Source organism: Alkalinema sp. FACHB-956, assembly GCF_014697025.1.
Classification (GTDB): domain Bacteria; phylum Cyanobacteriota; class Cyanobacteriia; order Leptolyngbyales; family Leptolyngbyaceae; genus Alkalinema.
In genome coordinates this window covers 164,585-177,863 of the sequence record NZ_JACJRC010000004.1, presented here as the reverse complement: position 1 = coordinate 177,863, position 13,279 = coordinate 164,585, and the positions used below count along the sequence as shown (strand labels likewise).

9 protein-coding genes are annotated in these 13,279 nt (G+C 51.5%); 3 read left to right on the top strand and 6 right to left on the bottom strand.

Translation table 11 applies throughout. The features are described 5' to 3' along the window. Positions 1-34: 34 nt before the first annotated feature. From H6G21_RS07755 to coaD, 4 genes are all read right to left on the bottom strand, one after another. Positions 35-1,606: an NADH-quinone oxidoreductase subunit M gene (locus H6G21_RS07755; RefSeq protein WP_190572323.1), complete on the bottom strand. Its 1,572-nt coding sequence runs from the start codon at positions 1,604-1,606 to the stop codon at positions 35-37. A gap of 69 nt (positions 1,607-1,675) precedes the next feature. Next, on the bottom strand, positions 1,676-3,535 hold the full coding sequence (locus tag H6G21_RS07750; protein ID WP_190572321.1) for an NAD(P)H-quinone oxidoreductase subunit F: 1,860 nt from the start codon (positions 3,533-3,535) through the stop codon (positions 1,676-1,678). A 773-nt stretch (positions 3,536-4,308) separates the two neighbouring features. Next, positions 4,309-4,977: a hypothetical protein gene (locus H6G21_RS07745; protein ID WP_242041710.1), complete on the bottom strand. Its 669-nt coding sequence runs from the start codon at positions 4,975-4,977 to the stop codon at positions 4,309-4,311. Then, positions 4,899-5,438 carry a pantetheine-phosphate adenylyltransferase gene (gene coaD / locus H6G21_RS07740; RefSeq protein ID WP_190572319.1) on the bottom strand — a complete coding sequence of 180 codons (540 nt, stop codon included), beginning with the start codon at positions 5,436-5,438 and terminating at the stop codon, positions 4,899-4,901. The genes H6G21_RS07745 and coaD overlap by 79 nt, the downstream gene beginning before the upstream one ends. 112 nt (positions 5,439-5,550) lie before the next feature. On the opposite strand from coaD, the gene H6G21_RS07735 reads away from it, so the two are divergent. Beyond that, entirely contained in the window at positions 5,551-6,729 is a 1,179-nt protein-coding gene (locus tag H6G21_RS07735) for an NAD(P)/FAD-dependent oxidoreductase (RefSeq protein WP_190572317.1), read from the top strand. A 45-nt stretch (positions 6,730-6,774) separates the two neighbouring features. Then, complete coding sequence (locus H6G21_RS07730; protein WP_190572315.1) at positions 6,775-7,425, top strand: HAD family hydrolase; 651 nt, start codon at positions 6,775-6,777, stop codon at positions 7,423-7,425. A 29-nt stretch (positions 7,426-7,454) separates the two neighbouring features. On the opposite strand, the gene H6G21_RS07725 is transcribed toward H6G21_RS07730, so the two are convergent. Beyond that, positions 7,455-9,143: an AarF/ABC1/UbiB kinase family protein gene (locus H6G21_RS07725; RefSeq protein WP_190572313.1), complete on the bottom strand. Its 1,689-nt coding sequence runs from the start codon at positions 9,141-9,143 to the stop codon at positions 7,455-7,457. 197 nt (positions 9,144-9,340) lie between these two features. Then, the gene (locus tag H6G21_RS07720; RefSeq protein WP_190572311.1) at positions 9,341-10,984 is read right to left on the bottom strand and encodes a HAMP domain-containing sensor histidine kinase; all 1,644 of its coding nucleotides are present in this window, start codon (positions 10,982-10,984) and stop codon (positions 9,341-9,343) included. Positions 10,985-11,545: 561 nt separating this feature from the next. On the opposite strand from H6G21_RS07720, the gene H6G21_RS07715 reads away from it, so the two are divergent. Next, entirely contained in the window at positions 11,546-13,279 is a 1,734-nt protein-coding gene (locus H6G21_RS07715; protein ID WP_190572301.1) for an ATP-binding protein, read from the top strand.

Below are 13,279 nucleotides of genomic sequence, written 5' to 3'. Positions count from 1 at the left end.
GACTCAAGCGTTTGCGTCAAACGTTTAACTCAGGTTAGAGATGGGTTGCTTCCAGATGGGGAGCCCGATCGCGCAGATTGACATGGGTCGGCAGCACCGCAGCAATCGATTGGTTGGGGAAAGCAGAGGCCACGATCGCTTGGGTGGTGGGTTCGCTCCATCGCACTAACCAACTCGGTTGCACTCCGAGGAAAACGATCGTCGCCATCAAAATCAGCGCGGGGAAATATTCCCGCTTGCTCACACTGGGATAGTAAGCACTCTTGGAATCCAATCGGCCAAAGCAAGTCCGATTTAATAGAATCACAAAATAAACCGCTGTCAGACCTGTTCCTGCGATCGCAAGGAGAGTCGGAATCGGGAAGACCGAGAAACTCCCTTGGAATACTAAAAATTCACTAATAAAACCCACCATTCCAGGAATTCCCGCACTCGCCATGGCAGCAAGGATCAGCAAAGCAGCCGTTAACGGTAAGCCTCGGATCGGGTTGAGTAAGCCGTTGAGCACATCCAAATCTCGGGTACCGACTTTGGATTCAATAATCCCAACGAGATAGAACAGCAGCGCCAGAATTAAGCCGTGGGCCACCATTTGCGATACCGCACCCACCATACTCAGGGGAGTCAGGGCCGCCGTCCCCAGCATCACGTAGCCCATATGCCCGATCGAACTGTAGGCCACCATGCGCTTAATATCCTTCTGGGCAATGGCCGCGAAGCCACCGTAGAGAATAGAGGCAGCGGCGATCGCCGACATCACAGGAGCCACAGACGCCCAGGTTTCTGGGAACAGTCCCACCGCAAAGCGCACCAGACCATAGGTTCCCAATTTAGACAGAATACCCCCTAGGAGCATGGCAACCGGCGCAGACGATTCCACGTAGGCATCCGGCAACCAGGAATGGAGGGGAACCAAGGGAATCTTGATACCAAATCCTAGGAGCAATACCACCAATAAAACGAGTTGAATGGTCGTGGGTAATTCTGTGGTGTTGATCGCACCATACTCAAAGCTGCTGCTATGGGTTAACCATGCGATCGCGAGAAACCCTGCCAAAATCAAAATGCCAGACAGCGCAGTGTAAATCAGAAATTTAGTGGCTGCATATTCCCGCTTAGCTCCACCCCAAATCACAATCAGGAGATAGAAGGGAATCAGTTCCAATTCATAGAAGAGGAAAAAGAGCAATAAGTTCTGGGACAACAAGGCACCAACCACCCCTGCATTGACCAGTAGCAGCATGGTGTAGAACAGTCGAGGCCGTTGCAGGGTCTCATTGGGTTTTAGCCCCACTTCACCATTGCAAGCCACCATCAGGGTGAGCAAATTGGCCAACCCAACTAATGGCAAGGACAGACCATCGATCGACAAGCTATAGTTCAAACCCAAAGCAGGCAACCAAGGCATTAACTCCTGCATCTGGAAGCCCGCCTGGGTGAGGTCAAATTGGGTAAATAAAAGTGCGGTCAGGGAAAACAGAACACCAGCAACCCCGATCGCGCCCCAGCGGGCTCGGGCCGCAGAGAGTTGACCCGGATAGAACCCCATGACTGCCGCTCCCAGAACGGGCAGCCAAACCAGCATACTCAAGAGTGGCAACTGCATAGACAAACTCTAATGAACAAAATCTACAAGTAGAACAACATCCGCAGCCATCCAATCGGGACTGCGACTTTACCCGATCGCAAGCCTTAAGTGGGACAGCAGAGGATAGCTCAACCAAGCACCCAATGCCGCCAACCCTAAGAGAATGGTGAGCATATAAAACTGAGATTGACCGGAGGTACTGTACTTGAGACTTTGGCCACTGAAGAGCGTGGCCACCCCAAAGAGGTTGGCTAGGCCATCAATAAGATACTGATCGAACCAAGCCGTAATGTAGGAGACGACGGCAACTACACCCACGATCGTATTGCGGTACAGTTGCGGCGTGTAGAAATCGTAGGCAAAGAGGTTTTGCAATCCCTGCCACGGCAGCCGAACGGGTTTTTGGACAGCGGGACTGAGGTAAACCACCGCAGCGATCGCAATCCCAGTGATGCTAGACCAGATCAGCAAGAGAGCATTATCTTTTTGCAGTTCTGCCCAATTGGGCAAGAGATCCACAGCGGACAGGATCAGCGGCAAGTGGAATACAAACCCCATCGTAAAAATCATAGGAATCGCCATGGGCCAGTGAATCTCTGGAGAACGCTGGGACATCTGTTGCGCTTCACCCAAAAAGACTCGACAGAATACGCGGGTGTAACTAAAGGCCAGCAGGGCATTTACCACCAGCACAATGGCTGCCACGATCGGATTCTGAGCCCAAAGGCCATTCATCAATTCCATTTGCGCCCAGAAGCCACCGAGGGGAGGCAACGCGATCGCTGCCGCAGCCCCGATCGCAAAGCTACCCCCAGAGATGGGCCGACGGCTTAACAGTCCCCCCAGTTGGGTAATATCCTGCGTGATGCTGTTCCACACAACGGCACTGGTACTCATCACCAAGAGCGCCATACTCACAGCATGGGTTAACCCTAACAACAGCGCGGCTTGGATATCACCCGTACCCACTGCAATGAAAATCAAACCCATGTAAACACTGGTGGGGTAGGATAGCGTCCGTTTGATGTCGATTTGCGCGATCGCAATCAACGCACCGCCCACCGCCGTCAGAGCCCCGATAATAATTGCGGTATTGAGCACCGTTTGAGACAGAGATAGCACCGGCGCTAACTTAACCAGCACCCAAACCCCAACCTGTACCACGACCGAGTTCCGCAGAATCGATCCGGGCACCGGCCCTTCCATCGCTTCATCCAACCATAGGTGTAGCGGAAACTGAGCACATTTCCCCATGGGGCCTGCCAGCAAAGCGAGACCTACCAAGGTAATCACAGTGGGGTTAACATCAGCAGTTTTGGCCCAAACCGCGAGTTCTGAATAGTTCCAAGTTCCGGCGATCGGCAACAAGGCCACCACCCCCATCAGCAGAAACAGATCGCCGACCCGCTTCGTTAAAAACGCATCGCGAGCACCCGTCACCACAAGGGATTGGTTAAACCACAGTCCAATTAATAAGTAGGTACCCAGCGTCAGAATTTCTAGGGCAATATAGCCAAAGAAGAGGGAGTCGCTCAGCACTAGAAAGTTCATTCCGGCTTCAAACAGAGCCAGCAACGAGAAAAACCGAGCCCACCCCCAGTCCATTTCCATATAGCCGATCGCGAAAATTTGCGACAGCAAATTCAAGCCCGTAATCACGACCACCGCCGCGATCGAGGTTCCCGAAATTTCCAGCGGAATGGAAAGGTCTAAACCCGCAACTTGCAGCCAAGGCAAGACAATATGTAGTGGGGGTTCATCCCAGACGATCGGCAGCGTCAACGCTGCATGGACAAACGCAAACAGCGTCATCAATGCATTGATATACCCTGCGGGCCGGGGCCCTGTTCGTCGGGTAATCCCAGGAAACCAGAGGGCAGATAAACTTGCGCCGATCAATGTATAGATCGGAATCAGCCAAATCGACTGAACCAGTGGGTGAGCCATTCATCACTCCCTGTGTAGTAAACCTTAAAAAAGCAGCCAGTCAAACTTAGGGGTCTACCCAACCTCTCCCAACCTGGGTACTTCCGATCGACCACCATCCAAGTGACGGTTCTGAAAAGTCAATCTAGAAAAATAAGAAGCCCTGGGAGTATTGAGTTTTTTCTATGAGGTCGCATTGAAACGCTTATAAAAATCAATGCTCAATTAAATATGTATCACATCTAAACTCAATGCAATGATTTCCATTTGTAAGTTTGAGTCTTAGTTTTACTGATAGGTCACTCAATACGGAGACCTGTCTTCGATCATTTCCCGTAGATTAAGGGTTTCAGCCTATTTGGAATATAAAATCCAATGGGAATAATCGATAAACTTCTATTCATTCTAATGATTGAGAAATTCGAGGTTGATACCAGGGAAAGTCTCTATACATCACACAATTGCAAAACAATTGGCAACCCTGTTGGCAAACATAGCAACTACAGTTGATAACGATCGCGGTCGATAGTAGATAACAGTCTTTAAGATTCGGAGTGGATTCAATACTGGGCTGCAATTGACAGACTCCAGCCAGAATAACCCAGTTCAAGGGCAATCCGGGTTCAAGGGCAATCCGGTTCAAGGGAAACCCGGTTCAAGCCCTCTGGGTGTCATCAACCTACATTCACAGCCAAGGGACGGAGGCCCCCTGATGCACTCAGGGTGAACTCAGGGTGAACTCAGGATGCATTGCAGATTTCATGCAGACAAGACAACTGAATTGCGGTTGCGATTTAATTGCGGTTGCGATTCCCTTGGGGCGATCGACTAGGCGGGCGCGGGACTCGACCATCGGGTTGATTGATTTTGAGTTGTTGACGACCATTGCGGACAATTCGCAACATCTCACTCATCTGTGCTTCCATGTCTCGCAGCACCTTATCTGCATATTCATCAGCCCCCCGCTGAACTTCCTCTGCCTCCTCCAAGGCTCGCTGCTGCATCCCTTCTAACTCTCGTTGGGCCTGTCGTCGAGTTTGCTCAATTTCTGCTAAGACCTGTTGCTGGGCAGCTTCACACTCCTGCTGCACCTTCATCTGGAGTTGCTGGGCTTCATACTCTGCCTGCCGGAGAATCCCGGTTTCATTCAAAATTTGGGCTGCTCGCTGCTCCGCAGTTTCGATAATCTCCTGGGCATACTGTTCCGCTTGAACTAAAATTTCGTCCTTCTGTCGCACCACTTCTTCCGCCAGCTGGAAGGCTTCCGGCAAACTGAGGCGGACGAGATCCAGTTGATCTAAAAAAGCATCCTCATCTACCATCGTGCGACGACTCAACGGCAGCGGGAGACGGGGGCTATCCAGTAGCATTTCCTCCAAACGATTCAATTCTTGCTGGATGTCGAGGTTTTGGGATCCTCGATCGTGTCGTCCTTCAGGGCCGGATGGGTTTTGGCGTAGCATCGGTGAAGATCCAGGGCAACGTGTTTGGGCACTAAGTGGTCAACGGGGCCACCAAGCTTGGCAATCTCCCGCACCACACTACTGCTTAGAAAACTATATTCATTTGAGGTGACTAAGAAAACTGTTTCGATCGAATCCGATAGGGTTTTGTTGGTGTGAGCCATCTGGAGCTCCATCTCAAAGTCAGAGATAGCTCGCAGCCCTCGGATCAGGACAGATGCTTGGCGGGCCTGGGCATAGGTTACCGTCAGCCCTTCAAAGCTATCCACCTCAACGTTGGTCAGGTGTTGGGTGGCCTGCCGCAGTTGCTCAAGACGGGCTTCGACGGGAAAGAGCGGTACCTTGCTTGGATTACGGGCGATCGCCACAATCACCCGATCGAATAACCGGGATCCACGGGTAATAATGTCAAGATGTCCTAACGTCACGGGATCGAAACTTCCAGGATAAATCGCAATCACAGGTCAGGGTTGGCAAAGGACTTTCCCATCTTCGTACTAAACGGTCAATCCCACCCCACCCTGGACGAATCCCCTTTACAATTGGCAATATAGCAATCCTCAAGGTTGGATTATGTCTCGGATTTGCATTCTGGGTGGCGGATTTGGTGGCCTATATACGGCGTTGCGGTTGAGTCAACTGCCCTGGGTCGGTCATTCTAAACCAGAAATTATTTTGGTGGATCAGCGCGATCGCTTCATTTTCATGCCGCTGCTCTACGAATTGCTGACGGGAGAATTGCAAGCCTGGGAAATTGCACCCACCTATGTCGAGCTGTTAGCCGATACTGGGATCCATTTCATTCAAGCATCGGTAGAAACCATTCAGTTACCCGATCGGCGCGTTCAGCTATCCACGGGGGAATCGCTGACCTACGATCGCCTGGTCCTAGCGATGGGAGGCGAAACGCCCATGGATTTAGCACCTGGGGTTCAGGATTATGCCTTGCCCTTCCGGACGCTGGAGGATGCCTATCAGCTAGAAAGTCGGCTGCAACGGCTGGAAAACTCCGATCGGGACAAAATTCGAGTCGCGATCGCGGGGGCCGGTTACAGCGGCATCGAGCTGGCCTGTCAGCTAGCAGCGCGACTAGGGGATCGGGGACGGATCCGAATTGTGGAAATGGCCGATCGGATTTTGCGCAATTCGCCGCCCTTCAATCGCCAAGTGGCCGAAAAAGCGTTAAGTGATCGTGGGGTCTGGGTCGATCTAGAGACAACGATCGCAAGCATTACCGCAGACGAACTCACCTTGAGCTACAAGGGGCAAATGGATACCCTCCCCGTGGACATTGTCCTGTGGACTGTGGGAACGCGCGTTGCTCCGATCATTCGGGACTTGCCCCTACCGAAAACCGATCGGGGACAGGTGAAAATTTCACCCACGTTGCAGGTGGTCGATCATCCCGAAATTTTTGCCCTGGGGGATTTAGCCTCGGGGGTAGATGCCGATGGTCAATTTGTTCCGGCCACAGCCCAAGCCGCTTTTCAACAGGCGGACTATGCAGGCTGGAACCTTTGGGCGTCGCTGACCCATCGGCCCCTATTGCCCTTTAAGTATCAGCATTTGGGCGAAATGCTGACCTTGGGGACAGATGAAGCTGCGCTGGCAGGATTAGGGCTGCAACTCAGCGGCTTCCCGGCCCATGTGGCACGGCGGATGATTTATCTCTTCCGGATGCCCACCCTAGAACATCAGTTGAAGGTCGGCATGAGCTGGATCACGCGCCCCCTGGTAGAGTTGCTGCGCTAGTTTAGAGGGTAGTGAAAGCCAGTCAACTCGATCGAAGCTAGAACGATGGAAACGCCGAAAGTCATTTTTTTTGATGCCGTTGGCACGCTATTTGGAGTGCGCGGTAGTGTTGGATCTAGTTATGCCAAAATTGCTCTCCGCTATGGTGTGGAAGTACCATCTCAAACGTTAGATGCAGCGTTTTTCCCAGCATTTAAGCAGGCTGGTTCGCCAGCGTTTCCCAACGTATCACCTTCAGAAATCCCCGTTTTAGAATATGACTGGTGGAAGCAGGTGGTTCGAACGACGTTTGATGGGGCGCGGATCTTGCCGCAGTTTGAAGACTTCGATCGCTTTTTTTCCGAGTTATTTACCCACTTTGCAACGGCGGAACCTTGGGAGCTTTATCCCGATACGGTTGCCACTCTGAAGCAAATGCACGATCGGGGCATTCCGTTAGGAATCTTGTCGAATTTCGATTCGCGAATCTATGCCGTCCTACGATCGCTCAATTTAGCGCAGTATTTCCAATCCGTAACCATTTCCACGGAAGTCGGCGCTGCCAAGCCGGATCCAAAAATCTTTCAAGTCGCCCTGGGCAAACATGTCTGTCGGCCCGAGGAAGCATGGCATGTCGGGGATAGCTTAGAGGAAGACTACCGCGCTGCCAAAGCGGTCGGGTTGCGGGGAATTTGGTTAAGCCGCCGTCGAAGCTGACTCTTCAATAATCTTCTTCAATGCCTTGACTATGACCCCATCAGCTTATCGAGTTTTTCCCGCACAGCAAGCTTCAGAAGCGCCTTCAGTAAAATCAATCCCGCGACTCCGGCAATGACAAACGCTGCGATCGCGCCTCCCTTATAGGCAGCCAGTAACAACACTGCACCAATGAGCCCCGAGAACCCAGCAATACAAGCGTAGAGTAAGGCTTTGATAGACAGGTTAAGCGTTTTCAGTGCCCGATCGCTTTCCACCGATCGCACCCGCACTTCCAATTCCCCTTGGGCGAGGCGTTCCTCCAGACGGGCGATCGCCACTTCGGTGGGATTCGGCTTTTTAAGCTGATAGGCCAGATATCCTTTCGCCTGTTTCACCAGTTCGCCCATGCCGCGTCCTTGATTTTGCACCGTCGAGGTCGCCAAGCTCTTGACAAAAGGTTTCGCTGCCGCCAGCAAGTTATACTGCGGATCCAAGTCCCGAGCCACTCCATCCAAGGTGGTCAACGCTTTGATAATGAAGGTCATCCGAGCGGGCAGACGAAAAGGCTGTTGCTCAAACAGACTGTAAAGCTCATTGCGCAGACTCTTGAACGCCTGAATTTCCACGGGCTTTTCCGTAAAGCGTTCCAGGAGAAACTTGATAATTCGGTGAACGGGAGTCATGTCGGACATCGGTTCGATTAAACCCATATCCGTCAAGGTCTCGATCACTTGATCGGTATCCTTTTTCAGAACGGCAAAAAAGGTTTCAACCATCTGGTTGCGGTTGATGGGTTGCACCTCTGCCATCATGCCGAAATCATAGAAAATTAGTTTGCCATCCATACTGACGGCCATATTGCCGGGATGGGGATCCGCTTGAAAAAACCCATCTTGTAATAATTGCTTTAAGTAAGCACAAATTCCAATGTGGTTAATATCCTTAGGATTAATACCAGCCGCTTCCAAACGAGCCCGATCGTTCACCTTGATTCCGGGCATATACTCCATCGTCAGCACCCGCGACGTGGTAAAGCGCGGATAGACCTTGGGGACTGCAATATAGGGATGATCTAGGAAATTCCGGCGGAAGCGATCGGCATTCATTGCTTCTCGCACATAGTCAATTTCTTTGTAGAGAATATCGGAAAATTCTTGATAAATCGCATCGAGGTCGTAATAGTGAGACCCTGGCAGAAAGCGTTTGATCCAATGAATGACACGTTTGAGAACCTGGAAATCCAAATCAAATAGTCGCTCCAGCCCTGGACGTTGGACTTTAACGACCACTTCTTCCCCACTGTGCAAACGAGCGCGATGGACTTGCCCCAAGCTGGCAGCAGCAATCGGCTCCCGATCGAATTCCTGATACAGCGTCTGGAGGGGACTGCCCAATTCTTCTTCAATAATGGCGATCGCCTGCTCTACCGGAAATTGGGGCACCTGATCCTGTAGCCGAGTTAGGGCTTTGACATACTCCATCGGCAACAGATCGGCCCGGGTAGATAGGGCCTGCCCAATCTTAATAAACGTTGGCCCCAAGTCCAAAAAGGTTTGCACCATCCACTCTGCCGTTTGGCGACGGGCGGCACTGGAGCGGCGCAGCCCTTTACTATCCATCCATAGGCAAACCCCTAACTTGGCAGCAGAAACTGAGACGTCCATCTGTCGAGCGACGGGCGAATAGCGTGGGCGTTGCCAACGTAGAGATTTGGGGGGAGTTGAGGTTACTAGCATAGGTCTCGGCTTATTATACCTAGTCTGCCCCACGAATTTTGGAAACCCCTAAGCACAATTCCTGATCCTGGATTCATGAAAACTAGATTCATTAGGGAATTCACGCTCTCCGCTTCAAATTCCGAACCTCACATCAACAAGTGAATCTCCATTGATAGAGGCTTCTCTATCAATGGAGATCAAGAGAGGGCGAGGACCTAAGCTTTCGGCAAATCTGGACTTTGGGGAAGGGTCACAACAAAGCTTGTTTCATAGGATTGGCTATCCGATCGCGGATTGCTAGCTGCCGTAATCGTGCCGTTCAAGTGCTGCACCAAACTCTTCACCAAGGCCAGCCCTAATCCGGTTCCAGGCACAGCATTCTGGGTCATGCCTTGACAGCGGCGGAATTTATCAAAAATATGGGGCAGTTCTTCCGGGGAAATGCCCTGACCAATATTGGAAAGGGTGAGCAACAGCTTGCGATCGGGGGTTGTACTGACTTGGAGTTGAATCGTCGTATTGGGGTCGGAATACTTACCCGCATTGGTCAACAGTTCCAAGAGAATACGGCTCAGACTCGCTGCATCGGTAAACAACGAAGGCACTTCGGGGGGCATGGTGACTTCTAAAACTAGTCCTTTGAGCGCCCACCGTTGATCGAAGGAATGACTCACGTCTTCGATCGTGCGTTGCAAGTCCACGGCCTGCATCTGCATGGCCACCTGCTTGCTCTCCAGTTCTTGCAGCGCCAGCAGATCATTGATCAAGCTCGTTTCTTGGGCACACTGCTGCTCCAAAATATTTAGGTATTGCAAACGACGTTCCGGCGACAGGTTCGCTTCCCGCAACATGCGAATCGCCAACATCATACTGGTTAAGGGCGTGCGCAGTTCATGGCTGAGCGTACTGAGGAACTCATCCATGCGCTGATTCATTTCCCGTAATTTTTCAATCTGCTTACGGGTAATTTCATACAACTTGGCTTGAAGTTCTAGACTTTGTTGCAGTTGCGCAGTCCGCTCCTCCACCAAAGATTCTACCTGGCGCAAGGTTTCCGTTTGGATAATGGCAGCACTCAGCTGAGCAGCCACCAACTCTGCCAACTCAATTTCATCTGCTTGCCAAGCCCGAGGTTGATTGTGCTGGATCGCCAAGAAGCCTAAAAGCTTGTTCTTACTCTCCAACGGTACAAACAGCAATGCAGGCATCTCCTCCGGCTGAAGCAGGGGAGCAAGGGTCAAAGATGACTCAGGCATGTCCGGATTAGCTGGATCCGCATCCTTCTGTTCTGAGCTCCGATTGATCACCGATCGACAGACTGCAAAATCCTGAGCATTGTTAAAAATTAAGGTTTGAGCCCCCTGCCCCATGGCGTACTGAAACAGGTGGCAGTCCGAAACCCAAAAAGACTGGCTCAGGGGCTGGGGTTGGGGCTGAGCCTCTGCCATCTCCAAAGAGGCATCGAGAGCAGACGCAGAGGGGGTTGGGTAGAAGCCTTCAATAATGACCCGAGCTTTGGGAATGCGATCGGGCGATCGCATCAAGTGGCGAGGATCCCAAAACTTGAGCCGTAGAATGGTTGCACGGGATGCGTGGAGCGCTTCGGTGGCTCCCTCAAGGGCAATCTGGGAAACCAAGGGTAAGTCCACTGACCCACGAATTGCAAAGGTAAGCTGCCGAATTAATCTTTGGTAGGATGCCTGGCGCTGAACCTGGTGCTGGAGATTGGCGACTTGGGACGAGGACTCCAACATAGCGGTACGATCGGAATGATGACTGACTGGGGGAGGCAAGGGACAGTCTGATGTGAGGAGGCATTCACCTCCTTGGGACTTGGTTAAGCCATCCATCCGCCCCATAGGTTTCTGTGCTCCTAACTTAGACCGCGACACGTTTAGTTGCATTGTATCTCTGGGCCTGGAGGTCAACCACTTGGCTTGTACCCTTTTCGCTGATCCTGAAAATTTTCAGGATCCTTGATGGTGTACTGTGGCACCCTCACATCAACAGCAAATTAGCAATGAATATCTTTCAGATTACAGTGTGACATCGTAGACTGTATCCGTAATTTCCCTACGATTCCACAATTCTGAATTAAATCTCTACGATCCAATTCAATCGTGGGTTGTCTGGCTCTAGAACGGTGGTGAATGATCACCCAAACAGCGTAGATCTTCAATGAAGCTGACGACTGAAGCTGACAACTGAGGCTGACAACCGAATATGTCAGGGACGTCCTTAAAGATACACAAAATCGGAATACAGAATCAGAATAGCGGGGCTCAATGGCGGGGCTATGGGTTATTGGCTGACATCACGCTGAATCTCAAGCTGACATAAATTGGGTTGGAATCCCATCGATCGGTTAGTATAGTACACTTGAACGAAATAAGTTTGTTGGTAATCCCTAGCAGGTAGTCATGACTTCTGGGCCTGATTTTTCCGCAGCAGCTGTGGTGGGGACGGTGAAAGGCCCCGGTGAAAACGGGAACCAATACGTTTTCATTACTTCGAACAACCGCCATGTCAAAATCGGCGAGTATGTTTACTATCAGGTACAGGACGTAGAAAAAAACCTGCAAATTTTAGGCAAGATTTCGGAACTGCGGCTGATTGAGCATTTACCCGATCGCCTCTTTGCCGACACGGAAATTAGTCCCCAGGCGATCGCGGCCTTAGTCGGATTTACTGAAAAGAATCCAGAGATTTATCAAGTCAGCGTGGATGTGATTGGGCACTTCCAAAAAGGCTTGGGCTTTATGAACCCTCGGCGATCTCCCAATCCCGGAGCCAAAGTATTTCTGGCCGATGATGCCATGCTCCAGGGGATTCTGAATAAAAAGCAGCCTGGAGAAACGGGGGCCGCCCTGATCGGCTCTATTTTACTCCGCGACCAAGGAGCGGTCCAAATCGCCCTCGATGTCAAAGAATTGGTCAGTACCCATATGGCCATTCTGGCGGGCACGGGATCCGGTAAATCTTACACAGCGGGAGTCTTGATTGAAGAGCTACTGGCCCCGAATAACCGGGCAGCGGTCTTGATTTTTGATCCCCATGGAGAATATGGCACGTTGCAGGAGTTGCAAACCCATGAGAAATTTCGGGGAGAGGATGGCTATCAACCCGAGGTCAAAGTTCTGACCCCCGAGGATATTCGGATTCGCATGTCCTCGCTGGATTACTACGATTTATTGACACTGTTGCCCGGAATGACTGAACGGCAGCAGGCGATCTTAAACAAAGCCTTCCGGATCCTGGGCAAACATCGAAAAGGGGAATTCCGATGGGGCGTCCAGGATTTGATCGCAGCGGTGAATGAAGCCGATACCCAAATGGATGATGAGGGCAATGAGAAAAAGGGATCTTCGGCCCCCGCATTGGAGTGGAAGCTGGAAGCGTTGGAGCGATCGAAGTATTTCCATACCTTTGAACATTCCGTGGCTCCCCGCGATCTATTTCGTCCCGGCCAAGTCACGGTGCTGCAAATGAATGAAATTAGTCAAGAAGAGCAGCAAGTCATCTGCGCAGCCGTTTTGCGCCAAACCAATCAAGCCCGCATGAATACCCATCGGCAATTGGTCGATCGGGGCGATGAAAACTATTTACCCTACCCAGTCTTTATCCTGCTGGAAGAAGCCCACCGCTTCGCTCCGGCCCACGAGCCCTCCCGCTGCAAAATGATTCTACGAACTATCCTGAGTGAGGGCAGAAAGTTTGGCCTTGGGGTGGGATTGATTACCCAACGTCCTGGCAAAATTGATTCCGATGTGCTGTCCCAATGCATGAGCCAATTCATCATGCGCATCATCAATCCAGTCGATCAAGATAGTTTGAAATATGGCGTCGAGGCGGCGGGGCGCGATTTATTGAAGGAGCTGCCTGCTTTAACCAAGGGGCAGGTGATTGTGTCCGGAGCTTGTGTGAATACCCCCGTGCTCTGCCAAGTCCGCAAACGGCATACCCAGCATGGGGGCGAAACCATGGATGCCCCGAATGAATGGCAGAAGTATTTTCAGCAGCATCACCAAGCAGCCAGATTACTCCAAGATGCCCCGGTCGCGATCCCGACAGCCCGATCGACCGACCCTAGATCAACCCCAGATCCGCGATCGACCGCCAATGGGATCCGCAAACGCAGTCGCAGCGTGGATTAG

Bases quoted from the DNA above. Each gene is read 5' to 3' on its own strand.
- H6G21_RS07755 (WP_190572323.1), bottom strand. From the start codon at position 1,606: ATGCAGTTGCCACTCTTGAGTATGCTGGTTTGGCTGCCCGTTCTGGGA.
- H6G21_RS07750 (WP_190572321.1), bottom strand. From the start codon at position 3,535: ATGGCTCACCCACTGGTTCAGTCGATTTGGCTGATTCCGATCTATACA.
- H6G21_RS07745 (WP_242041710.1), bottom strand. From the start codon at position 4,977: ATGCTACGCCAAAACCCATCCGGCCCTGAAGGACGACACGATCGAGGA.
- H6G21_RS07735 (WP_190572317.1), top strand. From the start codon at position 5,551: ATGTCTCGGATTTGCATTCTGGGTGGCGGATTTGGTGGCCTATATACG.
- H6G21_RS07730 (WP_190572315.1), top strand. From the start codon at position 6,775: ATGGAAACGCCGAAAGTCATTTTTTTTGATGCCGTTGGCACGCTATTT.
- H6G21_RS07725 (WP_190572313.1), bottom strand. From the start codon at position 9,143: ATGCTAGTAACCTCAACTCCCCCCAAATCTCTACGTTGGCAACGCCCA.
- H6G21_RS07720 (WP_190572311.1), bottom strand. From the start codon at position 10,984: ATGGGGCGGATGGATGGCTTAACCAAGTCCCAAGGAGGTGAATGCCTC.
- H6G21_RS07715 (WP_190572301.1), top strand. From the start codon at position 11,546: ATGACTTCTGGGCCTGATTTTTCCGCAGCAGCTGTGGTGGGGACGGTG.